24 protein-coding genes and 1 pseudogene are annotated in these 26,262 nt (G+C 60.1%); 11 read left to right on the top strand and 14 right to left on the bottom strand.

Going from position 1 to position 26,262, the window contains the following annotated elements; all coding sequences use genetic code 11:
- Positions 1–2: 2 nt before the first annotated feature.
- A complete protein-coding gene (locus KVG88_RS03135; RefSeq protein WP_217870299.1) occupies positions 3–911 on the bottom strand; it encodes a LysR family transcriptional regulator in 909 nt (302 codons plus the stop codon).
- An 84-nt stretch (positions 912–995) separates the two neighbouring features.
- Here KVG88_RS03135 and KVG88_RS03130 point away from each other — a divergent pair, with 84 nt between their 5' ends.
- Positions 996–1,919, top strand: coding sequence for a carbon-nitrogen hydrolase family protein (locus KVG88_RS03130; protein ID WP_217870298.1), 924 nt, complete (start codon positions 996–998; stop codon positions 1,917–1,919).
- Between the two features lie 59 nt (positions 1,920–1,978).
- Here the strand turns inward: KVG88_RS03130 and KVG88_RS03125 are convergent, their stop codons facing one another.
- The 6 genes from KVG88_RS03125 to KVG88_RS03100 form a co-directional block, all read right to left on the bottom strand.
- Positions 1,979–2,452: an LEA/WHy family protein gene (locus tag KVG88_RS03125; protein ID WP_150700550.1), complete on the bottom strand. Its 474-nt coding sequence runs from the start codon at positions 2,450–2,452 to the stop codon at positions 1,979–1,981.
- Positions 2,453–2,634: 182 nt separating this feature from the next.
- Positions 2,635–3,945 carry an MFS transporter gene (locus tag KVG88_RS03120; RefSeq protein WP_150700549.1) on the bottom strand — a complete coding sequence of 437 codons (1,311 nt, stop codon included), beginning with the start codon at positions 3,943–3,945 and terminating at the stop codon, positions 2,635–2,637.
- A 169-nt stretch (positions 3,946–4,114) separates the two neighbouring features.
- Entirely contained in the window at positions 4,115–4,747 is a 633-nt protein-coding gene (locus KVG88_RS03115; protein ID WP_217870297.1) for an N-carbamoylsarcosine amidohydrolase, read from the bottom strand.
- 10 nt (positions 4,748–4,757) lie between these two features.
- Positions 4,758–5,510, bottom strand: coding sequence for a maleate cis-trans isomerase family protein (locus KVG88_RS03110; RefSeq protein WP_150732799.1), 753 nt, complete (start codon positions 5,508–5,510; stop codon positions 4,758–4,760).
- Between the two features lie 22 nt (positions 5,511–5,532).
- Positions 5,533–6,336 carry an alpha/beta fold hydrolase gene (locus KVG88_RS03105; protein WP_217870296.1) on the bottom strand — a complete coding sequence of 268 codons (804 nt, stop codon included), beginning with the start codon at positions 6,334–6,336 and terminating at the stop codon, positions 5,533–5,535.
- Complete coding sequence (locus KVG88_RS03100; protein WP_150700545.1) at positions 6,333–7,481, bottom strand: FAD-dependent monooxygenase; 1,149 nt, start codon at positions 7,479–7,481, stop codon at positions 6,333–6,335. The genes KVG88_RS03105 and KVG88_RS03100 overlap by 4 nt, the downstream gene beginning before the upstream one ends.
- A 312-nt stretch (positions 7,482–7,793) precedes the next feature.
- Here KVG88_RS03100 and KVG88_RS03095 point away from each other — a divergent pair, with 312 nt between their 5' ends.
- The 4 genes from KVG88_RS03095 (at position 7,794) to KVG88_RS03080 (ending at position 13,716) form a co-directional block, all read left to right on the top strand.
- The gene (locus KVG88_RS03095) at positions 7,794–8,846 is read left to right on the top strand and encodes a 2,5-dihydroxypyridine 5,6-dioxygenase NicX family protein (RefSeq protein ID WP_217870295.1); all 1,053 of its coding nucleotides are present in this window, start codon (positions 7,794–7,796) and stop codon (positions 8,844–8,846) included.
- A gap of 197 nt (positions 8,847–9,043) precedes the next feature.
- Positions 9,044–9,490, top strand: coding sequence for a MarR family winged helix-turn-helix transcriptional regulator (locus KVG88_RS03090; RefSeq protein ID WP_224792314.1), 447 nt, complete (start codon positions 9,044–9,046; stop codon positions 9,488–9,490).
- A 184-nt stretch (positions 9,491–9,674) separates the two neighbouring features.
- On the top strand, positions 9,675–10,151 hold the full coding sequence (locus KVG88_RS03085; protein ID WP_150700543.1) for a (2Fe-2S)-binding protein: 477 nt from the start codon (positions 9,675–9,677) through the stop codon (positions 10,149–10,151).
- A gap of 16 nt (positions 10,152–10,167) precedes the next feature.
- Entirely contained in the window at positions 10,168–13,716 is a 3,549-nt protein-coding gene (locus KVG88_RS03080; protein ID WP_217870294.1) for a molybdopterin cofactor-binding domain-containing protein, read from the top strand.
- 15 nt (positions 13,717–13,731) lie between these two features.
- Here KVG88_RS03080 and KVG88_RS03075 read toward each other — a convergent pair whose 3' ends face one another.
- The gene (locus KVG88_RS03075; protein WP_217870293.1) at positions 13,732–14,376 is read right to left on the bottom strand and encodes a TetR/AcrR family transcriptional regulator; all 645 of its coding nucleotides are present in this window, start codon (positions 14,374–14,376) and stop codon (positions 13,732–13,734) included.
- A 51-nt stretch (positions 14,377–14,427) separates the two neighbouring features.
- Positions 14,428–15,870, bottom strand: coding sequence for a nucleobase:cation symporter-2 family protein (locus KVG88_RS03070; RefSeq protein ID WP_150700540.1), 1,443 nt, complete (start codon positions 15,868–15,870; stop codon positions 14,428–14,430).
- A 174-nt stretch (positions 15,871–16,044) separates the two neighbouring features.
- Between KVG88_RS03070 and KVG88_RS03065 the strand changes: the two are divergent.
- A pseudogene (locus KVG88_RS03065) lies at positions 16,045–16,188 on the top strand (agmatinase); the annotation flags it as partial.
- Between the two features lie 99 nt (positions 16,189–16,287).
- Here the strand turns inward: KVG88_RS03065 and KVG88_RS03060 are convergent.
- Positions 16,288–17,340: an aldo/keto reductase gene (locus tag KVG88_RS03060; RefSeq protein ID WP_217870292.1), complete on the bottom strand. Its 1,053-nt coding sequence runs from the start codon at positions 17,338–17,340 to the stop codon at positions 16,288–16,290.
- Positions 17,341–17,536: 196 nt separating this feature from the next.
- Here KVG88_RS03060 and KVG88_RS03055 point away from each other — a divergent pair, with 196 nt between their 5' ends.
- From KVG88_RS03055 to KVG88_RS03035, 5 genes are all read left to right on the top strand, one after another.
- Positions 17,537–18,253 carry a helix-turn-helix transcriptional regulator gene (locus KVG88_RS03055; protein ID WP_217870291.1) on the top strand — a complete coding sequence of 239 codons (717 nt, stop codon included), beginning with the start codon at positions 17,537–17,539 and terminating at the stop codon, positions 18,251–18,253.
- Between the two features lie 51 nt (positions 18,254–18,304).
- Positions 18,305–18,646: a nuclear transport factor 2 family protein gene (locus KVG88_RS03050; protein ID WP_150700537.1), complete on the top strand. Its 342-nt coding sequence runs from the start codon at positions 18,305–18,307 to the stop codon at positions 18,644–18,646.
- Positions 18,647–18,792: 146 nt separating this feature from the next.
- Complete coding sequence (zapE, locus tag KVG88_RS03045) at positions 18,793–19,911, top strand: cell division protein ZapE (protein ID WP_150700536.1); 1,119 nt, start codon at positions 18,793–18,795, stop codon at positions 19,909–19,911.
- An 18-nt stretch (positions 19,912–19,929) separates the two neighbouring features.
- Positions 19,930–20,511 (top strand): DinB family protein, encoded by a 582-nt coding sequence (locus KVG88_RS03040; RefSeq protein ID WP_217870290.1) that lies wholly within the window; start codon positions 19,930–19,932, stop codon positions 20,509–20,511.
- A gap of 155 nt (positions 20,512–20,666) precedes the next feature.
- On the top strand, positions 20,667–21,158 hold the full coding sequence (locus KVG88_RS03035; RefSeq protein ID WP_150700534.1) for a GNAT family N-acetyltransferase: 492 nt from the start codon (positions 20,667–20,669) through the stop codon (positions 21,156–21,158).
- 81 nt (positions 21,159–21,239) lie between these two features.
- On the opposite strand, the gene KVG88_RS03030 is transcribed toward KVG88_RS03035, so the two are convergent.
- From KVG88_RS03030 to KVG88_RS03015, 4 genes are all read right to left on the bottom strand, one after another.
- The gene (locus KVG88_RS03030) at positions 21,240–21,455 is read right to left on the bottom strand and encodes a hypothetical protein (RefSeq protein ID WP_150700533.1); all 216 of its coding nucleotides are present in this window, start codon (positions 21,453–21,455) and stop codon (positions 21,240–21,242) included.
- A gap of 107 nt (positions 21,456–21,562) precedes the next feature.
- Complete coding sequence (locus KVG88_RS03025; RefSeq protein ID WP_217870289.1) at positions 21,563–23,803, bottom strand: TonB-dependent siderophore receptor; 2,241 nt, start codon at positions 23,801–23,803, stop codon at positions 21,563–21,565.
- A 235-nt stretch (positions 23,804–24,038) separates the two neighbouring features.
- On the bottom strand, positions 24,039–25,778 hold the full coding sequence (locus KVG88_RS03020) for a phosphoethanolamine transferase CptA (RefSeq protein ID WP_217870288.1): 1,740 nt from the start codon (positions 25,776–25,778) through the stop codon (positions 24,039–24,041).
- Between the two features lie 199 nt (positions 25,779–25,977).
- Positions 25,978–26,154 (bottom strand): DUF6026 family protein, encoded by a 177-nt coding sequence (locus tag KVG88_RS03015; RefSeq protein ID WP_191630423.1) that lies wholly within the window; start codon positions 26,152–26,154, stop codon positions 25,978–25,980.
- Between the last annotated feature and the right edge of the window lie 108 nt (positions 26,155–26,262).

Here is a 26,262-nt window from a genome sequence, read left to right as displayed (position 1 = left end):
GCTTACGCAAAACAGGCGACAATCGCCTCGCGCACTTTCAGTACCACCGGATCGAGTTGGGTGCTGGTTCGCCAACCCAGTTCGATCGGGTAGCGTGGCAGCGCCAGAGGGCAGGGCAGCAACGCCAACCCGCTGAGCGCCGCAATACTCCGGGCTGCGTGAGCCGGAATGGTCGCCACCGCCTGACTGCCTTTGAGCAGATGCGGCAGGGCGGCAAAGTGAGTGGTCGAGGCGCAGACCCGACGACTCAAGCCCAGCGCCGCTAACCCTTCGTCAGTGATTCCGATAAAGCCGCCCGAGGACACCAGAATGTGTTCGCGGGCGACAAACTCTTCAAGGCTGATGCTGTGCTGGCCAGCGGTCAGGCTTTGCGGGTCGACCAGACACAAGTAATCACCTTCCCCCAGCACTTGGCGGCTGAGCAGGCGCTCGGCGAAACCGCCGGCGGTAATTGCCAGGTCAATGCTGCGCTCCATCAACGCCTGCGCGACGATCTGGCTATGGGTTTGCCGAAAAATCAAACGCAGCTTCGGCGCGCGCAGGGCGATGTCTTCGATCAAGCGGCGGCCGTAGGCAACTTCGAAATCATCCGACAGGCCAATGCTCACCGAGCGTCCTTCGTAGTGATTGGCCGTTGGATCGACCATCGCCAGACTCTGGCGACACTTGTTCAGTGCATCGCTGACCACCGGTTTGAGTTGATTGGCCTTGAGCGTCGGCGACAGACCCCGACCGGTACGGACAAACAACTGATCGCCATATACCTCGCGCAGCCGGCGCAAGGCCGCGCTGACCGCCGATTGCGTGACGCCAAGGCGCAATGCCGCTCGGCTGGCGCTGGACTCTTCGTGCAAGGCTTCAAAGACTTTCAACAGGTTGAGATCGACGGCGGCGATATTCATTTGGCTCATATCATTCAGCAGTTGTTAGGGCTTTATTCATGATCCCGTGCCGTCGCAGAATCAGCAACACCTGAACCAAACGGAGTTACCGCGATGCCCAAGTCTATCGTTGCTGCCCTGCAAATCGGCGCCTTGCCCGGCGGCAAGGCCGACACGCTGGAGCAGATTCTGTCGTATGAAAGCGCAATCATTGAATCGGCCGCTGCGCTGGTGGTGATGCCCGAAGCGCTGCTTGGCGGGTATCCGAAGGGCGAAGGGTTCGGAACACAGTTGGGCTATCGCCTGACGGAGGGACGTGAAGCCTTCGCGCGTTATTTTGACAATGCCATCGACGTGCCAGGTGCAGAAACCGAGGCGCTGGCCGGGCTTTCAGCGCGTACTGGCGCCAATCTGGTCATTGGTGTCATCGAGCGCTCCGGCAGCACGTTGTACTGCACGGCGCTGTATTTCGATCCGCAGGCCGGGTTGGTCGGCAAGCACCGCAAACTGATGCCGACCGGCACCGAGCGGCTGATCTGGGGCAAGGGTGATGGCTCGACTTTGCCGGTGATTGACAGCCAGGTCGGGCGGATCGGCGCGGTGGTGTGTTGGGAAAACATGATGCCGCTCCTGCGCACGGCGATGTATGCCAAAGGCGTGGAAGTGTGGTGCGCGCCGACGGTCGACGAGCGGGAGATGTGGCAGGTGAGCATGCGGCACATCGCCCACGAGGGACGCTGCTTTGTGGTCAGTGCTTGTCAGGTTCAGCAATCGCCACAGGCTTTGGGCGTGGAAATTGCCAATTGGCCGGCCGACCGGCCGTTGATAGCCGGTGGCAGTGTGATTGTCGGGCCGATGGGCGACGTCCTGGCCGGCCCTTTGCGTGACGGTCCCGGTTTGTTGACGGCTGAAATTGACACCGATGACCTGATCCGCGCCCGTTACGACTATGACGTGGTCGGCCACTATGCGCGCCCGGATGTCTTCGAATTGACAGTGGATGAGCGAGCGAAACCGGGCGTGCGCTTCACCGTTTGACCCTGTGGGAGCTAGCAGGCTAGCTCCCACATTGGTTTTCCGGTGTTGCTGGGGCAGTTTTACCGGCTGCCGGTGGTGGGCCCCGGCAGGCTGAGCTTGCCACTATCGACGAAGCGCATCGTGCCGAACAAACCGCCGGCGAGTTTGCCGCGCAGAACGTAGGGCATGTTGTTCAAGGTTTGCGTCTGGCTCAGGCCGAGCGTTTGGCGCAGCACAGAAAACGCCGACACGCTGACCGGCACCGTCAACACGGTTTCGGAGAAGCGCGCAATCGAGCCTGATTGATCGCTGACCCCGGAGGCGAAGGATTGGCCGTTGATGTCCAGGTCCAGGGACACGCCGTTGAAATTGATCGAGCTTTCATTGGGGTTCTGCACGCGAATCTTCACGGCAAAGCGAATCTCCATGTCCTGGCTTGGCAGCGGTTCGATGCCCACCACATTGATGTTCAGCGGATCATGCTGGGGAAGCAGGGCGCAGCCGCTGAGCGAAAGCAGCAGTAGCGAGAGGGTAAAAGCAAGCAGTCTGCGCATGATGGAAAACACTCGACAGAAAAAGGGACCGAGCCGCCGACAGCTCGGCCATGAGCAAAGTTCGGCGGCTCTCCTGTGCGACCACACACCCTGAGAGGGGTTCGCCCCATACTGTCCTGATCACCATCAAAAGTAACCTGTAGCCGCTGCCGAAGGCCGCGCCAACTGCTACAGGAGCCGGTTTAGCGGTTGACCAGTTTTGCCGGCAGGGCGATCACCAGGAAGCTGCTGAGGATCAGGCAGCCGGCGAAGAACCACAGGGCGCCGGCGCTGCTGCCGGTGACATCGATGGCGACGCCCATCAGCGAGTTGCTCACCAGCCCGGCGATGTTCGCCACCGAGCAGGCGAGGGCGAAGCCGGTCGCGGCGGCCGTACCTTTGAGGAAGGTTGCCGGCAGGCTGAAGAACACGGGCACGGCGCCGATGATGGCTGCCGAGGCAATGGCGAACAACGCCACGGTCGCAACCACGTTGTGCACAAAGAACGGCGCGCTGGCCATTGCGGCGGCACCGACGAGGAACGGCACGATGATGTGCCAGCGACGTTCGCGGTGTTTGTCGGAACTGGCGCCGATCAACAGCATGCCCAGTAGCGCGGCAATGCTCGGCAATGCGGTCAACATGCCAATGTTGAAGGTGTCGACGATGCCGGCGTTGCGGATGAACGTCGGCATCCAGAAACCCATGGCATAGGCGCTGAGCAGAATCGAGAAGTCGATACCGCCGAGCATCCACACTTTCAGGTTGAAGAAACCGTCACGGAAGCTGTGCTTGCTGCCGGAGGCGTCGGCGTCGTCGGCGCGCAATTCCTGTTCCAGCAGGTTTTTCTCGTCATCGTTGAGCCATTTGGCCTGGCGGTAATTGTTGGGCAGCGCCCAGAAGGTCAGGATGCCGAGCAGTACGCTGGGGATCGCTTCCAGCAGAAACAGCCATTGCCAGCCACGCAGGCCACCGGCGTTGTCGAAGTGGCCCATGATCCAGCCGGACAGCGGGCCGCCGATCACGCTGGACAGCGGCAGGCCGATCATGAACAGGGCAATGATGCGCCCGCGCCGATAGGTCGGGAACCACGTGGTCAGGTAATACAGCACGCCCGGCAGAAAGCCCGCTTCAGCGGCACCGAGCAGAAAACGCAGGATGTAGAATTGGGTGGTGGAGGTCACCAGCATGGTGCAGGCCGAGAGCAGGCCCCAGGTGATCATGATGCGGGCGATCCAGATTTTTGCGCCGACTTTCTCCAGCACCAGGTTGCTTGGTACTTCGAACAAAATGTAGCCGACAAAGAACAGCCCGGCACCGAGGCCGAACGCGGTTTCGCTGAATTGCAGTTGGTCGAGCATCTGCAATTTGGCGAAGCCGATGTTGATCCGGTCGAGGTACGCGGCCAGATAGCAAAAGCACAGGAACGGGATCAGCTTCCAGGTGATCTTGCGGTAAAGCGCTTGAGTCGGGTCGGCGACAGTGGTCGCGGTTGTTGCGTTCGCAATGGGCATCGGGTGTCTCCTGGCGGTGACTTATGGTTTTTATACAGCCGCTTTTTCCAGCACTCTGGCGTGCCGAATAGCGACGTCCAAAGGCAGTGACAGAAGATGCAGAGCGAGCAGGCTCGCTCTTACAGGGTTTTTCAAGACCACGCTCTGTGTCGTGGTTCCTTGTGTCGCCTTATTGCTCCTTGAAGTGCGCGATGGCCTCCTGCTTGCTGACGACATCGCCGTACTTGCTGTTGATGTCGAACAGGTTCGCTTCATGGGGCGCCGGGTGCCGGTCCCCGACACACTCGCGCACGACGATGGTGCGAAAGCCGTGCTGCACCGCATCGACGGCGGTTGCCCGAATGCAGCCGCTGGTGGAGCAACCGGCCAACACCACGGTATCGATGCCCTGGGAATGCAGCATCGAGGCCAGGCTGCTACCGAAAAAAGCACTGGCGTATTGTTTGCTGATCACCACTTCATCGTCCTGTGGCAGTACTTGCGGGCAAAACGCAGCCAGGGGATTGCCTTCGACCATGTCCTTCATCACCGGGGCTTTTTTAACCCAGATCCCGCCATCGGCGAAATGGCCGGGATGGTAGCGGATATTGGTGTGCACCACCGCTACGCCGTGCTCGCGGGCGCTGGCCAGCAAGTCGACACTTTCCGCCACGGCGCTGACCACGCCGGGGGCAAACAGGGGCGCACCTTCGGTGGTGTAGCCGCGCATGAAATCGATCATCAGTAAGGCGGATTTCCGGCCAAAACCAATGCGCTGGCCCCACACACCTGCATAGTTATCGTTGACGCTTTGTTCACTCATGTCACGTTCCTCAATAGGCGCCGGAGAGCAGGGCGCCAGCGCCGGGAACGATCGGTTCCAGGTCCAGCGCCTTGAGCATGGCGTAGGTCGTGGCGATGGCTGCGGTGAGCACCGGTTTGCCGGTTTGCGCTTCAACTTGCGCCACCACCGGCAGCGACTGCATCTGCACGCAGGCCGACAGCACGATCACATCGACACCTTCCAGGTTCATCCCGGCAACGATGGCCGGCAGGTTGGCCGGGTCGTGGCGGGCGACGGCGAGGTTGTCGGGAATCTCCAGGGCGCGCCAGTCCACGACTTCAAAGCCTTCTTCGCGGATGTAATCCACCACCAGTTCGGTCAGCGGCTTCATGTACGGCGCGACGATAGCGATGCGTTTGGCGCCCATCACTTTCAGGCCTTCGATCAAGGCGCCGGCACTGGTGATGACCGGAGCATTGGCGTCGTTATCGGCGGTGGCCTTGCGCAGCCGCTGTTCGGATTTTCGGTGGTAACCCAGACCCATGGCCATGATCGCCACCAGGCAGGCGTAACCGAGCACGTCGACTTTCGCGTCGCTCAATTCCACCGCGCAACGGTCGGATTCACCGTCCATGGCTTCCAGTTCTTCCTTGCGCACTTGTTTCATGCGCATGCGGCTGGAGTGAAAGGTGAAGCGTTCCGGGCGGATCATCTGGCGCGCGGTGAGCATCGCCGGAATCTCGGTTTCCATGGTGGTGTTGGAGCTCGGCACGATCTGGCCGATGCGGTAAGGCTTGAGCATAAAAATCTCCAGATGCGTTTGCTTAAAGGCGTGGGCCGAGAAAGTCGCCGAAGGCGTTGAAGAAATCTTCGAGGTCATCCCAGGGAATCATGTGTCCGGCGTTTTCCACGTGGACGGTGCGAATGTTCGGTTGCAGGGCGAGTATTTCTGCTTCGTCCTCAGCCGTGATTACACCGCCGCGCCCCGCGATCATCAGCAGCGCCGGGGCTTCCAGCCGTGGCAGGTCCTGATGGAAATCCACGTCATGGAAATCGTTGAGCGCCCTGACGATGGCCGGCTCGTAACAGGTGTGCAGCCACTCGGCGCGCAGTTGCAATTGTTCATCGGTCCAGGTCGCGCAAAAGGCACGCATCGCTTCGGCATCCATACCCAGCAATGACTGACGGATCGAATCGACGTACCACGGTAGTTTGCTCGGGTACTCACGTCGTCCCGGCCCGGAAACGGGCGGGTCGATCAGCACCAGGCGCTCGACACTGGCTGGATGCAACACGGCGCTGCGCACGGCAAAGCGTGCGCCCATCGAGTGGCCGACCAAGTGGTAGCGGTCGAGCTTCATGGCTTTGGCGAAAGCGCTGATGTCGTGGGCGCAGGTCTCGGCGCTGTAATCCAGTTCCGGTCCGGTCGACGACAAGCCGCGACCGCGAACGTCGAGTACATAGGTGTCGAAGTGCTCGCCAAGCCGTTCGGCCACGAAGCCCCAGGTAATCGCCGGGCTGGTGATGCCGGGAATCAGGATCAGCGCCGGACCGTTGCCACCATAGCGCAGGTAATGCTGGCGGATGCCATTGGCCTGGACGTTGCCGCCGTGGACAAAAGTACTCACGCCGCCACCCCCGATTTCAATTGCTGGGCGTACAGGTCATAGCCATAGACCCAGGCCGGATCTTCCTGGGTGCGCAGCCAGGTATTGGCGTTGGACACCGCTTGTACCCGCGAGGCGCGTTCCTTGCGGTTGGCTTCATACAGTTGGAATGCGGTGCGGTAGTCGCTGAGGCCGGTTTCCTGCAGGCAGCGGGTCAGCATGGCGGCATCTTCGATGGCCATGCCGGCGCCCTGGGCCATGTGCGGTTTCATCGGGTGGCAGGCATCGCCCAGTAAAACCAAGCGGCCACGGCTCCACAGCGGCAACGGGTTGCGGTTGCGCAACGGCCATTTGGTGACGCTTTCGGTGGACTCGATCAGGGCCTGGACTGTCGGGTGATAACCCTGGAAGGCTTCGAACATCTCTTCGCGGCTGCTATCGACGAACGCGCCCTGGAAATCCCATTCCGGGTGTGGCACGCCGGTCACGTAGTAGTACTCGTCACGCTTGCCGGTGGTGTAGTAGACCATCATGTGCCGGTCCTCGGTCCACCACTTGATGCAGTCTTCGAACTTCAGGTCGTACTTGGCCAGTTGATCGCCACGGATCAACGCGCGGTGCGCCACCCAGCCGCTGTACAACGGTTTTTCCGCGCCGAGCAGTTCTTCGCGAATCTTCGAATTGATGCCGTCTGCACCGATGACGATGTCGGCGTAGGTCACCTCACCGTCGCTGAACGTCAGGCGTACCTGGTTATCGGTTTCTTCGAGGGTTTCCAGGCGTTTGTTGAAGTGTACGGTGCCAGGTTTGATCGTCGACATTTGCAACGCGTGCAGATCGCCACGATGCACCGTGATGTAGGACGCGCCGTATTCCCTGCGAGCGAAATCACCCAATGGAATGCGCGACAGATAGTCGCCGCTCAAACCGTCACGACTGAACCAGTGATCCGGGTGCGAGCCCATCAGGTCGAGCTGCTGCTCGATGCCCATGCGCCGGAAAATTTTCATGATGTTGGGACCCATGTGAATCCCGGCGCCGAGGCGGGAGAACTCGGGTGCCTGTTCGTAGATGTCCACCTCAAACCCGGCTTGTTGCAGCAGCGTCGCGGCAGCTGCACCGCCCAGACCGGCACCGACGATGGCGATTTTTTGTTTGCTTGCCATGGGGGTAGTTCCTCTTTTTCGAATGGTCACTGGCGATGTCGTCGCAAGGTTTTTAAAGTGTATACGCTATAAAATTGAAATGAGAAGACCCTTTCAGAAAAAATAATTTTCAACCGTTTTTATCGATGGTTACCAAATGTAGCCCGTAAATACGCAGTTTGTGTGGGTTGGTAACGTTGTGGTCTGGCTCTTGCAGTCCGCCGTGTTTTGAGGTCTCATCGTGATTAAGTGGTGTATACGCTATAAAAATGCACTCACAAGAGGCGTGATGCCTCGACTTGGTGCGCAGCTGACGATTGAGGAGAAAGGAAAATGCCGGTAAGCGATTGCGAACTGACCCAGATGTTCGAACACGTGCTGAAACTGTCGAGGGTCGACCCGACCCAGAGTGTCGCCGTGCTCAAGAGCCACTATTCCGACCCGCGCACCGTGCGTGCCGCGATGGAGGCTGCCCAGCGCCTGGGGGCCAAGGTTTACGCAGTGGAATTGCCGTCGTTCAACCACCCGACGGCGATGGGCAATGACATGACCGCTTACTGCGGCGACACCGCGCTGACCGGCAATATTGCGGCGCAGCGGGCGCTCGAAGCGGCGGACTTGATCGTCGATACCATGATGCTGCTGCACTCGCCGGAACAGGAGCAGATCCTCAAGACCGGCACGCGGATTCTGTTGGCGGTCGAGCCGCCGGAAGTGCTGGCGCGGATGCTGCCGACCGAAGCCGACAAAGAGCGGGTGCTGGCGGCGGAAAAGCTGCTCAAGCAGGCACGCTCGATACACGTCAAATCCCGCGCGGGCAGTGATTTCCGAGCGGCTTTGGGCCAGTACCCGGCGGTGACCGAGTACGGTTTCGCCGATGAACCGGGGCGCTGGGATCACTGGCCCAGCGGCTTTCTGTTTTCATGGCCCAATGAAGAAACCGCCGAAGGCGTGCTGGTGCTGGATGTCGGCGATATTGTGCTGCCGTTCAAGAACTACACCCGGGAGAAAATCACCCTGGAGATCGAGAAGGGCTTCATCACCTCGATCCACGGTGGCTTCGAGGCTGAGTATTTGCGCGACTACATGAAGTACTTCAACGATCCGGAGGTGTACGGCATCTCCCACATCGGCTGGGGCCTGCAACCCCGGGCGCAGTGGACCGCCATGGGCCTGCACGACAAGAACGACGGCATGTGCATGGACGCCCGGGCGTTCTACGGCAATTTCCTGTTCTCGACCGGGCCGAACACCGAAGTCGGCGGCACCCGCAAAACCCCGTGCCACCTGGATATCCCGCTGCGTCATTGCGACGTGTACCTGGATGATCAGGCGGTTGTAATAGGTGGGGATGTGGTGGCGCCGGAGGCCTCGCGGGCTAATTAAACCCGCATGATCGCCCCGTAGGAGCTGCCGAAGGCTGCGATTTTTTGACTTTGTTTTTCTCAGAATCCAGATCAAAAGATCGCAGCCTTCGGCAGCTCCTACGGGGGTGGGATGTCAGCCAGGCCTCTCGTCACTTGAGTCCGTTAACCAACCTGTCCATCATGCTCTTCAACCTTTCATCGTCCTTCGAGTCTGTCGTGTCAGAAACTCCTGATTCTTCCTACGTTTTTTCCGAACAAGTCGGGCATTTGCTGCGCAAGGCCTACCAGCGGCACATGGCGATTTTTCAGCAAAATGTCGGTGACTCCCAACTCACCGCCGTGCAGTTCGTCACCCTGTGTGCCGTGCGCGATCACGGTCCCAGCTCCCTCACCGAACTGGTCAAGGCCACGGCCGTGGACCAGGCGACCATTCGCGGGATCGTCGAGCGGCTCAAGGCCCGGGAATTGATTACTCTGGAACCCGACCCTGAGGATCGGCGCAAGGTCATTGTCGGCTTGTCCGCGGACGGTGATCGTCTGGTCCAGCAAACCGTGCCGTGCGCTGCCCGTATCAGCGAACTGACCATGAGCAATCTCAACCCGGCAGAGCAGGTGGCCGTGCTGTTTTTGCTGCGCAAGATGATCGACGACCCACAGGATTGAATTCTGTTTTAAGCGCCCGGATTTGCTGCTGGCATCGTTCTTGCTCTCTTTTCATGTAGTAGCCACTTCACCATTTGAGTGTGTCGCGACGCCACACACCTGGTAATGACCAGGTCGACCTCGCGACTTTTTCTTTGCTCTTTTGGTGTAGTGGGCACTTCATAAACTGAAGCGGGCGAAGTGAATGACGAGCCAGGAAATTACCGTAGCGCTTGAGGTCAACGGCCAAACCACGACTGTTACCGCCATGGCGGATACCCCTTTATTGCTGATCCTGCGCAATGACCTGCAACTCAACGGCCCTAAATATGGCTGCGGCCTGGGCGAGTGTGGCGCCTGCACGGTGATCATCGATGGCGTTGCCGCACGCTCGTGCGTATTCCCGCTGGCGGGTGCGGTCGACCGGCAGATCATCACCCTCGAAGGTCTTGGCACTCGGGCCGAACCGCATCCGGTGCAACAAGCCTTCATCGACGAGCAGGCAGCGCAATGCGGCTACTGCCTCAACGGCATGATCATGACCGCCAAGGCCTTGCTCGACCGCATCCCCAACCCCAGCGAAACCCAGATCCGCAACGAACTTTCGGCCAACCTCTGCCGTTGCGGCACCCATATCGAAATCCTTCGCGCGGTGCTGCGTGCCGCCCGTCAAACGCCTTGAACGTGGATCGATGAACATGACCGACGCAATCCCAACCCGCGACCAACTGCTGGCCAAGACCGGCGTTCTGCTGATCGTCGACGATGTGCTGCCGCCTTCGGGTCCGGTGGCCAAGGGCGGTACACCGACGATCAAGCCCAAGGAACTGGCGATTTTCATTGCCGTCAGCGACGACGGTGGGGTGTATGCCTTCAACGGCCATGTCGACCTCGGCACCGGCATCCGCACCTCATTGGCGCAGATCGTTGCCGAAGAACTGGACCTGCGCATTGATCAAGTGTGCATGGTGCTGGGCGACACCGAGCGCGTGCCGAATCAGGGCGCGACCATCGCCAGCGCCACCCTGCAGATTTCGGCGATCCCGTTGCGCAATGCGGCAGCGCAAGCACGGCACTTTTTGCTGGCGCGCGCGGCAGAGCGCTGGGCGGTCGAGGCGGCGAGTCTAAAGGTCGAGGCCGGGGTGATAACGGCCACCGACGGGCGCACCACCACCTACGCCGATCTGGTGCGCTGCGAGCACTGGGAGCTGCGAATCTCCGGCGACGCGCCGCTCAAAGACGCCAGCGACTATCGGTTGGTGGGCAAGGGCGCCGCGCGGGTGGATATTCCGGCCAAGGCAACCGGCGAGCTGACTTACGTCCATGACATGCGTGTACCGGATATGCTCCACGGCCGAGTGGTTCGCCCGCCTTACGCCGGGCTCGATTGCGGTGACTTTGTCGGCAACAGCCTGCTGGCGGTCGACGAAGCGTCCATCGCCCATATTCCGGGGATCGTCGCGGTGGTGGTGATCCGTGACTTCGTCGGTGTGGTGGCGTTGCGCGAAGAGCAAGCCATCAAGGCTGCGAAGGAGCTTCGGGTCAGCTGGAAAGCCTGGAATCAGGCATTGCCGGACATGAGCAATGTCGAGCAGGCGATCCGCGACAATCCTCGGGTGCAGCGAGTGGTGCTGGATCAAGGCAATGTGGATGAAGCGTTGGCCGGTGCCAGCCAGCGTCTGTCGCGCAGCTATTTATGGCCTTATCAGATGCACGGCTCGATCGGTCCTTCCTGCGGCGTGGCGGATTACCAACCTTCGGGTTCACGGGTGTGGTCCGGCACGCAGAATCCGCATCTGTTGCGTGCCGATCTGGCCTGGTTGCTGGAGTGCGCCGAGGAATCGATCGAGATCATTCGCATGGAAGCCTCCGGTTGCTACGGACGCAACTGCGCTGACGATGTCTGCGCCGATGCCTTGTTGTTGTCTCGGGCGGTGGGCAAACCGGTGCGTGTGCAGCTGACCCGCGAACAAGAGCACGCCTGGGAGCCCAAAGGCACCGCGCAACTGATGGACGTCGACGGTGGTTTGAACGCCGATGGCAGTATCGCCGCTTATGATTTTCAGACCAGCTATCCCTCCAATGGCGCGCCGACCCTGGCCCTGCTGCTGACCGGGCGGGTGGAGCCGGTTGCCGCGATGTTCGAGATGGGCGATCGCACCTCGATCCCGCCCTATGACATTGAACACATGCGCGTGACCATTAACGACATGGCGCCACTGGTGCGTGCCTCGTGGATGCGCGGCGTGTCGGCGCTGCCCAATACCTTTGCCCACGAGTCCTACATCGATGAATTGGCCTTTGCCGCCGGCGTCGACCCGGTCGAGTACCGGTTGCGCTATTTGCGTGACGAGCGCGCCATTGACCTGGTCAAGTCCACCGCCGAGCGCGCTGCCTGGAGCCCGCGCACGGCGCCGATGCAAACGGCGAACGAAGATCAGTTTTTGCGCGGTCGCGGCTTCGCTTACGCGCGCTACATCCACAGCAAGTTCCCCGGCTTCGGTGCCGCGTGGGCAGCGTGGGTAGCGGATGTGGCGGTGGATCGCCAGACCGGCGATGTCTCCGTAACGCGTGTGGTGATCGGGCATGACTCGGGGATGATGATCAACCCCGCGGGCGTGCAGCATCAGATCCACGGTAACGTCATTCAGTCCACCAGCCGTGTGCTCAAGGAACGGGTGACCTTTGAGGAATCCACGGTGGCGAGCAAGGAGTGGGGCGGTTATCCGATCCTGACCTTTCCCGAGGTGCCGCAGATCGACGTGATGATGATGCCGCGTCAGGACCAGCCGCCCATGGGCGCCGGTGAATCCGCGTCGGTGCCGAGTGCGGCGGCGATTGCCAATGCGATCTACGACGCCACCGGGATACGCTTTCGTGAACTGCCGATCACCCCGGAGCGGGTGTTGGCGGCACTCAACGCCGGCACCGAGGCTGATCCGTCGAAATCCCCGGCCAAGCGTTCGAAGTGGTTGTTCGGCTCACTGTTTGCCGCCTTCGGCGCGGTGCTCGGTATGGCCGCCACGGCGTGGCCGTTTCACTCGGAGATCGCGCCGATTGCCCCGCCGAGTGCCGGCACCTGGTCGGCGGCCACTCTTGAACGCGGGCGGTTGCTGGCGGCCGTTGGTGATTGTGCGGTCTGCCACACCGCGCCCGGTGGTGCGACCAATGCCGGTGGGTTGGCGATGGAGACACCGTTCGGCACGTTGTACAGCAGCAACATCACCCCGGACGTGAAAACCGGTATTGGCAGTTGGTCGTACCCGGCCTTCGAGCGGGCGATGCGCGATGGCATCGGCAGGGATGGGCGCAACTTGTACCCGGCGTTTCCGTACACGGCGTTTCGCAACATCAATGATGCGGACATGCAGGCGCTGTATGCCTACCTCATGTCGCAGGCGCCGGTCAGCCAGGAACCGAAGGCCAACGACATGCGCTTCCCGTTCAATCTGAGGCCGTTGATGGCCGGCTGGAATGCCTTGTTTTTGCGTCGCGGCGAGATCAGCGCGCAGCCACAGCGTAGCGAGCAATGGAATCGCGGCGCCTATCTGGTCAACGGGCTCGGCCATTGCGCGGCCTGCCATTCGCCGCGCAACGTGCTGGGGGCCGAGAAGGGCGGAGCCGCGTTTCTGGCGGGTGGCATGGTCGATGGCTGGGAAGCGCCGGCGCTCAACGGGTTGTCGAAAGCGCCGACGCCCTGGACCGAAAACCAACTGTTCGACTACCTCAGCACCGGTTATTCCGAGGCCCATGGCGTGGCGACAGGCCCGATGGGCCCGGTGGTCAGTGAGTTGGCAAAATTGCCGAAAACGGACGTTCGGGCGATGGCGGTGTACCTCGCTTCACTCAACGAAGCGCAGGCTGATTCGCCAAAGGTTGAACCCGCTGCGCAACCTGCCTCGACGTTGTCATTGAGCAACGGCCAGCGCGTGTTCGAAGGTTCCTGCAAGGCCTGTCACGCCGATGGTCTCGGTCCGAAGCTGTTTGGCGTAAGCCCGTCGCTGGCCAGCAACACCAATGTGCACAGCGATCAACCGGACAACCTGATCAAGGTCATTTTGCAGGGCATCAATGCCCCGGCCACCAAAGACCTGGGCTACATGCCCGGTTTCAAGGACAGTCTGTCCAACACCCAGGTAGCGGAACTGGCAGCGTATCTGCGCAGCCGGTTTGCGTCATCGGCACCGCAGTGGCAAGGGCTGGAACAGAAAGTGGCGCACCTGCGGGCAAATCCGGGGAGCCATTGAACGTATCGCGGGGAGTCAACCTGGCAGTTGAATAACGCCCCGCACGACCAGGTCCTTGATAAACCCCAACCAATCCTGCTGCTGCGATTTACCCGCCAGATCCTCACCGAGAAACGAGCTGAGGGTATGGCGGTTGGAGTTATAGAAGTAGCACAGCGAGGCAATCATCAAGTACACGTGCTTGATGTCCAGGTCCTGGCGAAACAAACCCTGGGCCTGACCTGCTTCGATGATCGGCCGCAGGACACCGACCGCTTCACCGGACAGCCGGCGCAACTCGCTGGACTGCTGTGCATGCTTGCCGTTATGCAGGTTTTCGTTGCTGAGGATGGCGACGAACTCCGGGTGCGCGACGTAGTAGTCCCAGACGAAAGCCACCAGATCCCGTAGCGCCACCAGCGGTTGCGTCAGGTCCAGTTTGAGGCGGCTTTCGGCTTTGTTGAACTGCTCGTAGGTGTGTTCCAGCACGCAGATAAACAGCTGCTCTTTACTGCCGAAGTAGTAATAAAGCATGCGGTCGTTGGAATCGGCCTCACGGGAAATACTCTCGACCCGCCCGCCGGAGTAACCGTCGCGGGTGAACACTTTCACCGCGGCTTCGAGAATCCGCGTGCGGGTCTGTTGGGCCTGTGCGGCCCGGATGCCGGTCTTCTTGTTCAACGCGCTCAACCTTGTGCCAAACCGAGTCGCAGCGAATGTAGCACGGTGGCTTCAGCGATTGATCGGTGCGACGGGTTCCGTCACCTGCGGATTTTCCATGACCTGCAAAATCGACGCTTCAGGATCGAAGTCGTCTTCTTCCAGCTCGATGAATTCTTCCGGCAGGAAGAGGTTCAGCACGATGGCGCACAACGCACCGACGGTGATCGGCGATTCGAAAATGTTGTGCAGCGCCTTGGGCAGCTCACGCAAGACTTCCGGTACAGCGGCGACACCCAGGCCCATGCCGATAGATATCGCCACGATCAGCATGTTGCGCCGATGCAGGCCGGCTTCGGCGAGGATCTTGATCCCGGCCACGGCGACTGTGCCGAACATCACCAGTTCGGCACCACCGAGCACCGGTTTCGGCATCAGTTGCAGCACCGCGCCGATCATCGGGAACAGCCCCAGCACCACCAACAAACCGGCAATGAAAAATGCCACGTAACGACTGGCCACGCCGGTCAGCTGAATCACCCCGTTGTTCTGGGCGAAGGTCACCATCGGCATGCTGTTGAACACCGCCGCCATCGCCGAGTTGAGGCCGTCGGCGAGCAACCCGGATTTGATCCGGCGGATATACACCGGGCCTTTGACGGGTTGCCGGGAAATCATCGAATTGGCGGTCAGGTCACCAGCCGCTTCCAGTGGCGACACGAGGAAAATCACCGCCACTGGCACGAACGCCACCCAATCAAAAGAGAAGCCGTACTTGAACGGCACCGGCACGCTCATCAGCGGCACGGCGGGCAGGCTGGCGAAGTCGACGTGGCCCATCCACCAGGCGACGACATAGCCGAGGGTCAAGCCGATCACGATCGCTCCCAGGCGCAGGAATGGCACGTCGACGCGGTTCAGCACCACGATTGTGCCAAGCACCAATGCGGCCAGGCCCAGATGGCTGGCGGCGCCGAGGTCAGGCGCACCGAAACCGCCAGCAATGTCGGTCATCGCGACCTTGATCAGCGACAGGCCCATGAGGGTGATGATGGTGCCGGTCACCACCGGGGTGATCAGCATGCGCAATTTGCCGATGAACTGGCTTAACACCACTTCGATGAACGCGGCGAAGAAGCACACGCCAAAGATCGTCGAAAGGATTTCATCAGTGCCGCCACCGCGGGCCTTGACCATGAACCCGGCACTGAGGATCACGCTGATGAACGAGAAACTGGTGCCTTGCAGGCACAACAAGCCAGAGCCAACCGGCCCGAAGCGCCGCGCCTGAACGAACGTGCCCAGGCCGGAAACGAACAGCGCCATGCTGATCAGGTAAGGAATTTCGCTTTGCAGGCCCAGGGCGCTGCCCATGATCAGTGTCGGCGTGATGATGCCGACGAAACTCGCCAGCACGTGTTGCAGGGCAGCGAACACGGTAGCCGTCAGGTGAGGACGGTCGTTGAGGCCGTAGATCAGGTCGTTGTGGCGCAGGTTTTTTTCAGGGGAGGTCATGGGGTATGCGTGCCGGGAGGCGGGGCCGGGTCAGAAAATGGAGGCGCAGGATGCCAGAACGGTCCGGCCACGGCAAAAGAACAGATCAAAAGATCGCCGCCTTCGGCAGCTCCTACAGGATATCGGTGTAGGAGCTGTCGAAGGCGGCCGCCCTCTGCGCATCTCCCGGCACCACTGGACCCGGCCTTTGCACCGGGTACCGGAACGCCGGTGTGGGCGCCTGCTTATGACAGCGCCGACATCACCTCATTGGCCGCGGCGACGCTGGCGATGGAGATGCTGTGCCTGTATGCGGCCAAACATAAGGTCGACCAGTAACACTGAATTTGTTGTGAATCTACTGACGCCATCGCGGGCAAGCCCGCTCCCACAGGTTTAGCGCAAATCCTGGGGAGCGGGCTTGCCCGCGATGCTTTTTCAGGCTACCGGGATAATGGGCAGGTCCAGGGTTTCGCCACCGCTGAACCGCGAAAACGAGCCGCTGATGCTTTCATGCGGCACACCTTTGGCCACATCGCTGATGCCATCCAGCCGTGCCAACTGTTCGGCACTCAACTGCACATTCAACGCGCCCAATGTCGCATCCAGTTGTTCGCGGGTGCGCGAGCCGAGGATCGGAATCAGCGCTGTGGTCGACCGCTTGGCCTTCTCCCGCAACCAGGCAATCGCTACGTGAGTCGGGCTGCTGGCCAATTCCGCCGCGACGGCCAGCAGGGTGTCGAGCAGGGCGGTTTCACGGGCGGTTTTCTCGGCGTGAACCAGCATTCCCAGTTTGGTGGCGCGGTTGTCGCCTTCGCTGGCGCGGTACTTGCCGGTGAGGAAGCCACCGCCCAGTGGCGACCACAGGGTTGCGGCCAGGCCCAGGGCTTCGGCCATCGGCAGTTGTTCGCGTTCGGCGGTGCGTTCGGCCAGGCTGTACTCAACCTGGATCGCGGCAATCGGCGAAAACCCGCGCACCTCGGCCAACAGATCGGCGCGCGCGATGCGCCACGCCGGGAAGTTCGACAGTCCCGCATAGTGGATCTTGCCGGCGCGTACCAGGTCGTCGAAGCCGCGCAGGATTTCTTCCATCGGCGTCACGCCATCGCTCATGTGCGCCCAGAACAGATCGAGGTGATCGGTTTTCAGGCGCTTCAAGCTTTCTTCCACGGCGCGAACCATGTTTTTGCGGTTGTTGCCCGTGTGGGAAATGCCGGCTGACGGTGTGGTGCCCAAGGTGTATTTGCTGGCGATGACCAGGCGATCGCGCTCGGCGGCAATAAACTCACTGAGCATGGCTTCCGACTGGCCGGCCTGATAGCCGTTGGCGGTGTCGATGAAATTGCCGCCGGCTTCCAGGTAACCGTCAAAAATGGCTTTGGCCTCGTCGCGCTCGGCGCCGTGGCCCCAACCGGTGCCGAAGTTACCGGCACCCAATGCCAGCTCGGAAACACGCAAGCCGGTTTTACGGCCAAAGACCTTGTAATGCATGGGAGACTCCAGTAGAAAACGTCACGAGGATTTAAATTATTCAAAACATCTATTAAATATGATGCGGATAATTTTAAACGTCAACTGGCTTTTTCCTGATGCCCTCAACTCTCGACTAACGGTGTGTTTGCTCCTGCCAGTTTCTGACAGGGGTGTCTGCTAAGCTCCCACGACTTTCCTGGAAGGTCTGGCCATCTTGTCGCGAACCACTCGTTTATTGACGTTGCTGCAAGTGCTGCGTGGCAAAAGCCGTCCGGTGACGGCCGCGACGCTGGCCGGCGAACTGGAAATCTCCGAGCGTACGCTGTACCGCGACATCGCAGAGCTCACTGCATTGGGCGCGCCGATCTATGGCGAAGCAGGGATCGGCTACGTGCTGCGCAGCGGTTTGTTTTTGCCGCCGCTGATGCTCAACGCTGATGAGACCGAGGCCATCGTGCTGGGTTTGCGCTATGTCGATCAGCGCGGCGATGAGGTCCTGAGCAAGGCCGCGGCCGATGCACTGGCCAAGATTGCCGCGGTGCTGGCGCCGGAAGCGCTGGAAGCCTTGCACAACCCGACGGTCATGCCGGGGCCGCCGGGTTATGGCTTTGCGCCGAATGCGGTGCCGTTGAATGTGTTCCGCCAAGCTACTCGCAATCAGGCCAAGCTGCACATTGATTATGCCGATGTTAACCAGGTGCCTACCCAACGGTTGATCTGGCCGCTGGCGTTGGGGTTTCTCAACGAGGTGCGAATCATTGTGGCCTGGTGTGAATTGCGCGGCGCCTATCGCACCTTTCGCACCGACCGGATCTTGCAGGCGAGCGAGCAGGGCGAGCGCTATCCGGGGCGCCGCAGCGACCTGTTGCGCACCTGGCGCAAGCAGATGCAACTGGACGATGCCGGGCGTTTCACTCCTGACAAGAATTGACACAGCACTGTTCTAGCATGGCTCCAGAATCAACCTGCAAGGAGCCGTACCATGTCCCATTCAGCCTCTGCGCTGGCGCCGGCCATCGCTGCCTATATTGCCGCCGCCAACACCCGCGACACTTCGCGTGTCGGCAGTTTTTTCGCTGAAGATGCCAACGTGTTCGATGAGGGCCAGCACCGGATCGGCACCCAGGCCATCGCCCAATGGATGCAGGACACTGCCGAGCGCTACCAGCCCCGGGTCGAAGTGCTGGGGGTGCAGCAGCGCACCGGCAAGGTGTTGGTCAACGGCCTGATCTCCGGCACATTCCCGGGCAGCCCTTTGGAACTGCGCTACATGTTTCGCCTGAACGAACAGGGCAAGATCGCCCGGTTGGACATTTCTCTGTAGCCATGTAGCAGCTGCCGTAGGCTGCGTTCGGCCACGAAGTGGTCGTTAACCGGAGCGCTTGGTCCATCAGCAATTATCGCAATGGCGACCGCTTCGCGATCGAACACAGGCTTCGCCAATTGCTACAGGGACGTATACTGCCGCGCATGAATGTCGACTCTCCCCTCAGCGCCTGGCAGCAGGCCATCGAACAGAAGGGCTTCGTCCAGGACGAAGCCCAGGAACATGCCGTCTGGGCGTTGCAGAAGTGCCATGAGGCGCTGCATGAAGGGCGTAAACCGGTCATGGGGGTTTACCTGTGGGGGCCGGTCGGGCGCGGTAAAACCTGGTTGATGGACCAGTTTTACCAGCACTTGCGGGTGCCGGCCCGGCGTCAGCACTTTCACCATTTCATGGGCTGGGTGCATCAACGCTCCTTTCAACTGACCGGCACCGCTGACCCATTGAAGGCATTAGCCCGCGAGTTGAGCGAAGAAGTGCGAGTGCTGTGCTTCGATGAATTGTTCGTCAATGACATCGGTGACGCGATCATTCTCGGGCGTTTGTTCCAGGTGATGTTCGAGCAGGGCGTGGTGGTGGTCTGCACTTCCAATCTGCCGCCGGACATGCTGTACGCCGATGGTTTCAATCGTGACCGGTTCATGCCTGCCATCGCTGCGATCAAGCAGCACATGCAGGTGATTGCAGTGGACGGTGGCGAAGACCATCGCCTGCATCCCGGCCAGGGATTGCAACGTTACTGGGTGGCCGAACCGGGGCAGCCGAGTGCGTTGGTGGATGTGTTCAAGGTCCTGACCGTTGGGCAAGCGGTTTCCAGTGCACCGATCAAGGTCGGTTATCGACCGCTGGCGGTGGTGCAGGCCAGTCAGTCGGTGCTTTGGTGCCGTTACGCCGATCTCTGCGAGCAACCATTTGCCGCCATGGATTTCATGGCCTTGTGTGACACCTACAGCGCTATTCTGTTGAGCGAGGTGCCCAACCTCAGCGCACAAAAACGCGCCGGCCGAATCGCCCGGGGCACTGAAGACGCCGCCGTGCGCGTAGAGGCCGGTGACCGCGAGCTGCCGCAGTTGTCGGTGCATGATGATGGTGTCCGGCGGTTTATCGCACTGGTGGACGAGTGCTACGACCGCAAGGTGCCGTTGTACCTCGAAGCACAGGTGCCGATGGACGCGTTGTACACCGAGGGTTATCTCGAATTCCCGTTCCGCCGCACCCTCAGTCGCCTGCAGGAAATGCAGCTGGAGCGTTTCGCCGAGGTTTGAAGGCCAGGAGGAATGACCATGAATCAACCTCTGTCACACCATTTACTGACCATGGCTTACCAGAACGCCTGGGCCAATCACCGATTGGCCAAGGCCTGGATTCAGTTGATCCCGGAAGACCTGGCAGCCCCCAGGGTCAGTTTTTTTCCCAGTATCCGCGCCACCCTCAACCATATCCTGACCTGCGATTGGTTTTACGTGGATGCGCTGGAGCGCGAATTGCGCGGCGATGAACCACGTCCCGATTGCTTCGTGTTCTTCAGTGAGAACGAGCCGTTCATCTCTGCCTGCGACCTCAAGCGGGAACAGGCCCATGTCGACCGGCGCCTGATCGCCTATTGCGAACAGCTGCGCGATGCCGACCTGAGCAAAGTTGTCACCATCGCCCGCGATAAGCCGCAGCACGACAGCCGTTTGCGCCTGCTTTCCCATTTGTTCGAACACCAGATTCATCATCGTGGGCAGGTTCACGCGATGCTCAGTGGCACACCGGTCAAGCCGCCGCAACTGGACGAGTTTTTTTGCGCGGGTGAATCGCACTTGCGGGCCGAGGATTTTGTTGAGCTGGGCTGGACTGAAGCGTTGATTTGGGGGCATTAGGATCAAAAGATCGCAGCCTTCGGCAGCTCCTACGGGCGCAATCCAGGCGCTGCCGACGGCTGCGATCTTTCGATTTTCTGCTGGCCACGATATTGTCACCCCCCGGTCTGCCAGGACGAACAACGTTCCGGGGCCTTTTACGATTGAGGATGGAAATGGATTCCGCAGAAATACTTGTACTGCAAGCCAGCTACACCAACCCGGTGCATGCCGAGGCCATCGGGTTGGTACTGAACAGTTACGCCCAGGACCCGATGGGCGGCGGCCATGCCTTGCCCGCCAGCGTGCTGGAACATCTGCCCGGTGAGTTGGCCAAGCGAGCCCATGCGTTCAGCGTTTTGGCGTTTGTCGGTGGTGAGCCGGCGGGACTGATCAATTGCTTTGAAGGCTTTTCGACCTTTGCTTGCCGGCCATTGGTCAACGTCCACGATGTGGCGGTGGTGCCGAAGTTTCGCGGGTTGGGCCTGAGCCAGCGGATGTTGCAAAAAGTCGAAGAGATCGCCCGCCAGCGTGGCTGCTGCAAAATCACCCTGGAAGTCCTGGAAGGCAACGCCGTGGCGCAGGCGTCCTACGGTAAGTTCGGCTTTGCCCCGGGCGAGTTCGATCCGGCCCACGGGCGCATGATGTTCTGGATCAAGCCGCTTTAAGACGGGCGAAAAAAAGGGCGTCCATGAGGACGCCCAACAGGTTTTCTCTGACTGAAGAGCAAGCAGTCAGAGGTGTAACAATCATTTCGGTCTGTAGGTCTCGGTCATTTGTGCGGTCTGGTCGTCCGGGACCCGCAGTTCCTTGGCCTGGGTTTGCGTGATGTTGCCCAGCGCCAATTGCTGGTTGTAGCGCAGCGTTTCGAAGTAGTACCTCATGCGTTCAGCACCGCCTTCGGCGAAGGCGCTGGCGGAGCCTAAAGTCATGACTGCGGCGAGAATCAATGTTGTGCGTTTCATGGTGTGCCTCCCACTTACAGATGTCGGATGCCTGTCGTCCATGAGTCTATGAATCAAAGTCGAACGCTCATTATCCGCCGATTCCGTTAAATGGGAATTAACATCGCCTAGAGCTTCCAGTCCAGGCTCAGGGTCACCGTGCGCGGGTCACCCCAATACACCCCGTTATAGAACCCGACGTTGTCGTAGTACTTCTTGTCGAACAGGTTGTTGACGTTCAACGAGGCCGACAGGTGTCGGTCAAACTCATAGCGTGACATCAGGTTGACCACGGTGTAGGCCTCTTGGGCAATGTCCGTGCGTTCGGTAATAAGACCGCCATTGGCGCGGCGTCCGACCGGGCGATTGGCTGTGCGATAGACGTCGCTCTGCCAGTTCACCGCCGCACCCACGGTCAATGCCTGCCACTCGCCGGGCAGGTGATACGCCGTCGAAAAGCGGAACATGTTCAGTGGTTGGTTGGTGTTATTGCGCTGATCTTCGCCGTTCACTGAGTGCGTGTAGGTGTAACCGGCGGTCATGTTCCAGCCATTCATGACTTCACCCGACAGCTCGGCTTCGAAGCCTTGCACTTTGTTGCCTTTACCGCCCGATTTGTAGAACTCCTCTCCGGTCACCGGATCAGGCGGTACCGAATCGTCGAGTTCGGCGACGTTGTCCTGTTTGCTCCAGAACAGCGCGGTGGCCAGGTTCAGTTGTTCTTCCAGCAGGCTGCCCTTGAGGCCCAATTCATAGTTGCTGCCCACCACCGGCTCAAGGTATTTGCGACTGCTGTCGCGTTCGGACTGCGGTTTGAAAATGTCGGTGTAGCTGACGTAAGCGGTGTACTCCGGGGTGAGGTCGTACAACAGCCCGGCGTAAGGCGTCCACATGTCGTTGTGTTGTTGGCTGCTGTGATCGACGCCGCTCAGTTGCAGGTTGTCGTCATAGCGATTGGTTGTGCTCGAGGCCTTCCAGCTGCCATAGCGGCTGCCGAGTACCGCGTGCAGTTCATCGGTCAGGCTCAGGCGTGTAGCCAGATAGCCGGCCTTCTGGCGGGTGTCGTCTTTTGCGCCGGTGACGTTGGTGACGGTGTCGGGAAACTTTGCGATGTCACCCATGTACTTCCAGTCGCGAACGCTTTCGTAATCTGCCGACCTTGGCCCATCCACTGTGTAGGGGGATTTCTCACTGCGCTCGGCTTCGCCATAGCCGACCATCAATTGGTGTTCGCGCCCCAACAGCGCGTAAGGCCCTGAGACGTTGAAGTCATAGGCCTTCATTTTCTGCGTGCCAATCATATGACTGACGTTGGCGATCATGCCGCTGCGATCGGCTTCGGGGAAGCCGCCACCGCCGTAGTAAATCTTGCCGTCGGTGTCGCTTTCACGATGGGTATACGCGGCCTTGAGTTGCCACCCGCCGCCCAGTTGGTGATCGAGGTTGGCGAAGGCAGTTTTGTCCTTCAGTGGCCAGGAGCTCCAGGACGTGGCCATGTTGGTTGAGCGCCCGAGGTTGGCCTTCCCGCCATCGGCATTCCAGTAAGGCACGGTGCCCCAGGAGGTGCCCTGAACGTGCTTGTTCTGATAGTCGTAGCCGACGGCCAGCACCGTGTCGTCCGTCAGGTCTGCTTCCAAAACGCCGTAGCCGACTTCTCGCTGCTGCTGGTATTTGTCTCGGTAGGAATCACTGTCGCGGTAGGCCACCACACCGCGCCCGCGCAAACGTCCGTCGAAGGCCAGCGGGCCACCGACGTCGAGGTAGCTGTAGTAATCGTCGTAGCTGCCACCGCTGACCCCGGTCTTGGCCTCCCACTGCGCCGTCGGGCGTTTGCGCACCATGTTGATGGTGGCCGAAGGGTCACCCGCACCCGTGGTCAAACCGGTGGCGCCGCGCACGACTTCGATGCGGTCGTAGATAATGGTGTCGGAGTCGGACTTCATGTAGTTGAAGGTATTCAGCATTCCGTCGATCTGGAAATTGTTGATCGAGTAGCCGCGTGACGAATAACTGACCCGGTCCGAGTCGTTGTGCTGAACCACCACGCCCGTGGTCTGGCTCATGGCTTCGGACAGTGTGCCGAGCTTGAAATCGTCCATCTGCTGGCGGGTCACCACCGACACCGATTGCGGTGTTTCCTTGATCGACAGGTTCAGGCGTGTCGCCGTGCTCATGGAGCCGGTGGTGTAGGCCTCGGTGTTTTCGGTGGTGCTGCCCAGGTTCCGGGCGGTGACGTTGGTGGCGCCGAGCATGAGCGTGGGCGCCAGTGGCGCTGTCTCGTTTTCGGTTTCAGCCAATAGATCCGGGCTCAGGGCGGCACCGCACAGGCCGAGGGTGAAAGTCATGGAACGGGTGATAGGCGCGAACATTGCGGCCGACTCCTTGTCGTCGATGGAAAAATTCCGTTTGTTCAAAGACGAAGGAGAGGGGAGAGATTTAGGAGTAAACGAGAATAATTATTATCTTGAGGGGGGTTCGAACTCCCCAAACCCACTGTAGGAGCGAGCCTGCTCGCGATAGCGGTGCATCAGTCACTATCTATTTTGACTGGTGCACCGCTATCGCGAGCAGGCTCGCTCCTACAGGTTTTGCGTTGTTGAAAAGTTACTTCTGTACGACTTCCGCTACCGCTGCCTTCGGCTTGATCAGGCTGAAATCAATCAGCGGCCGCTGCTGGCGCTCGTACGGATTGCCGATCATCAATGGCCTAGGCTTGAAGCTGTCGCTGACCAGGCTTTTGCTGTGATCCAGTTCATCGAAGCTCAGGCCTGCCAGATCCGCCCAGGTGTGGATCAGGTGCGAACTGCTGTACGGGCGGCCCAAGTCACCGGCGAAACTCCAGTCATGGGTTTCACGCCATTTCGGCGATGCCCAGGCCATGAACGGAATGGTGTACATCGGTGCCGTCGGTTTGCTCTCGTTGCGGCCAAGGGTGCTGTGGCCCGGGGAGTCGAAGACGTCTTCACCGTGATCGGAGAGGTACAGCAAAAAGCCGTTCGGGTCGGTCTTGGCGTAGTCCTTGATCAGGCTTGAGACCACGAAGTCGTTGTACAGCACCGCGTTGTCGTAGCTGTTGTACGTCGGCAGCTGATCGTCACGCACACCGGCCGGAACACCGTTGCGGTCCTTGAACTTGTCGAAGGTCGAAGGGTAGCGGTACTGGTAACTCATGTGCGTGCCGAGCAGATGCACCACGATCAGTTTGCGCGGCGCCGTGTCGGCCAGGGCCTTGTTGAACGGCTCGATCACGTCGCCATCGTACTGGGCAGCGTTCTGGTTACGGTTGTTGTTCAGGTACACCTGCTCATCAGCCTGCTGGGAGAACGTCGTGAGCATGGTGTTGCGCTTGGTCATGGTCTGCTGGTTGGTGATCCAGAAGGTCTTGTAACCGGCTTGCTTCATCATGCTGACCAGCGACGGTGTGGTCAGGTACAGGTCAGGATTGTCTTCGTCAGCGAAGGTCAGTACCTGCTGCAACGCCTCGATGGTGTACGGGCGTGGGGTGATGACGTTATCGAATACCGCCAGTTGATCTTTCAGCTTGTCCAGTTCCGGCGTGGTTTCGCGCGGGTAGCCGTAGAGGCTCATGCGCTGGCGGTTGGTGGATTCGCCGATCACCAGCACCAGTGTCGATGGCTGGTTGGCCGTCGAATCCTTGAGGTTGTGCAGCGGCGGGATCGTGCTGGCGCTGTTGAGCATCTCTTGCATGCCGGCCAGGGTGTCCAGGTAGCGGTGATACGCCACGGCCATCTGCCAAGGCACGGCCGGCTCGATGCGGCTTTCGAATTTTTCGAAGCCGCTGGCGAAGCTGCCGGTGCGCAGGGTCTGCTTGACCAACGGGTAACCGATGACCGCCACGAGGATTGCTGTGGCCGCCACAAATGCTTTGCCGCGAGGCAGGTACACCGGGCGCAGGCGCGTCCACAGGAAATAAGCGAATGCGGTATGAGCCAGGAAGGCCGGGACCATCCACCAGGCAAAATACTGCGTCATGTATTCGCCAGCTTCATTCACGTTCGATTCGAACATGATGAAAATGACGCTCTGCGAAAATTCCTGCTGATAGATGAAGAAGTAACCGAGGCTGGCCATGGAGCAAGCCCATAGCACCACGCCGATGACGGCGGCCATGACGCGGGTCTGTTTAGGGAACAGCAGCATCGGCGCAAGCCAGATGGCGCTCATCACGAACGCCTGACGGAAACCAGAGAAGCCGGAGGTGCCGGTCAGCTGGATCAGCAGTTGGGTGATGCCGGAAAAATACCAGAAGAACAGGAACAGCCAGAGAAACCCTGCCCAATCGAAACCTTTCGCAGACTTTTCGCTGCGTTTAAACCAAGACATTCACCGCTCCATCCACAATTCACTTCCACCGCCGAGCCACTGAACAGTCGCCGACGAACGGGGGCACGCGCATACCGAGCGGCCACAATGAACCGAAGTATCAACAAGCGGATGTGAAAACTTTGTGAGTTGCCAGGAGTGGCAAAGGGCTACGGCGTATCGGAAGCAGGGCGATGCTGCTTCCGATTCAAGGGAGGGATCAGGCCAGAGGTGCGCGTTGCGTTACGGGTAACGGCTGTTGGCCCTGGGTCAGTAAGCGCAATTGCGCCAACTGCTGCTTCAGTTGCTCATTTTCGTCTTTCAACTGGTGCAATTCGTCGCGACGAATTGTGACGTAAAGGGTTTGTACTGGCAGTGCGGTGTGTACTGTGCCCATTGCTCACCTCGCAAATGGCGTGTCTCAACTGTAGAGCCACCTGAAATCAGCGGCAGATCTACTATCGGCGCCAATTTTGATTTCTTTTGCCCGTGAAGGGAACTTTTT

It is taken from the genome of Pseudomonas azerbaijanoccidentalis (assembly GCF_019145495.1).
In the GTDB taxonomy this organism is placed as follows: Bacteria; Pseudomonadota; Gammaproteobacteria; order Pseudomonadales; family Pseudomonadaceae; genus Aquipseudomonas; species Aquipseudomonas azerbaijanoccidentalis.
This window is presented reverse-complemented; position numbering and strand designations above follow the sequence as displayed.

Coding starts and splice junctions, on each gene's coding strand:
- KVG88_RS03130 (WP_217870298.1), top strand. CDS start 996: ATGCCCAAGTCTATCGTTGCTGCCCTGCAAATCGGCGCCTTGCCCGGC.
- KVG88_RS03030 (WP_150700533.1), bottom strand. CDS start 21,455: ATGAAACGCACAACATTGATTCTCGCCGCAGTCATGACTTTAGGCTCC.
- KVG88_RS03070 (WP_150700540.1), bottom strand. CDS start 15,870: ATGACCTCCCCTGAAAAAAACCTGCGCCACAACGACCTGATCTACGGC.
- KVG88_RS03025 (WP_217870289.1), bottom strand. CDS start 23,803: ATGTTCGCGCCTATCACCCGTTCCATGACTTTCACCCTCGGCCTGTGC.
- KVG88_RS03080 (WP_217870294.1), top strand. CDS start 10,168: ATGACCGACGCAATCCCAACCCGCGACCAACTGCTGGCCAAGACCGGC.
- KVG88_RS03125 (WP_150700550.1), bottom strand. CDS start 2,452: ATGCGCAGACTGCTTGCTTTTACCCTCTCGCTACTGCTGCTTTCGCTC.
- KVG88_RS03035 (WP_150700534.1), top strand. CDS start 20,667: ATGGATTCCGCAGAAATACTTGTACTGCAAGCCAGCTACACCAACCCG.
- KVG88_RS03040 (WP_217870290.1), top strand. CDS start 19,930: ATGAATCAACCTCTGTCACACCATTTACTGACCATGGCTTACCAGAAC.
- KVG88_RS03100 (WP_150700545.1), bottom strand. CDS start 7,481: ATGGCAAGCAAACAAAAAATCGCCATCGTCGGTGCCGGTCTGGGCGGT.
- KVG88_RS03115 (WP_217870297.1), bottom strand. CDS start 4,747: ATGAGTGAACAAAGCGTCAACGATAACTATGCAGGTGTGTGGGGCCAG.
- KVG88_RS03015 (WP_191630423.1), bottom strand. CDS start 26,154: ATGGGCACAGTACACACCGCACTGCCAGTACAAACCCTTTACGTCACA.
- KVG88_RS03050 (WP_150700537.1), top strand. CDS start 18,305: ATGTCCCATTCAGCCTCTGCGCTGGCGCCGGCCATCGCTGCCTATATT.
- KVG88_RS03120 (WP_150700549.1), bottom strand. CDS start 3,945: ATGCCCATTGCGAACGCAACAACCGCGACCACTGTCGCCGACCCGACT.
- KVG88_RS03020 (WP_217870288.1), bottom strand. CDS start 25,778: ATGTCTTGGTTTAAACGCAGCGAAAAGTCTGCGAAAGGTTTCGATTGG.
- KVG88_RS03135 (WP_217870299.1), bottom strand. CDS start 911: ATGAGCCAAATGAATATCGCCGCCGTCGATCTCAACCTGTTGAAAGTC.
- KVG88_RS03095 (WP_217870295.1), top strand. CDS start 7,794: ATGCCGGTAAGCGATTGCGAACTGACCCAGATGTTCGAACACGTGCTG.
- KVG88_RS03060 (WP_217870292.1), bottom strand. CDS start 17,340: ATGCATTACAAGGTCTTTGGCCGTAAAACCGGCTTGCGTGTTTCCGAG.
- zapE (WP_150700536.1), top strand. CDS start 18,793: ATGAATGTCGACTCTCCCCTCAGCGCCTGGCAGCAGGCCATCGAACAG.
- KVG88_RS03110 (WP_150732799.1), bottom strand. CDS start 5,510: ATGCTCAAGCCTTACCGCATCGGCCAGATCGTGCCGAGCTCCAACACC.
- KVG88_RS03085 (WP_150700543.1), top strand. CDS start 9,675: ATGACGAGCCAGGAAATTACCGTAGCGCTTGAGGTCAACGGCCAAACC.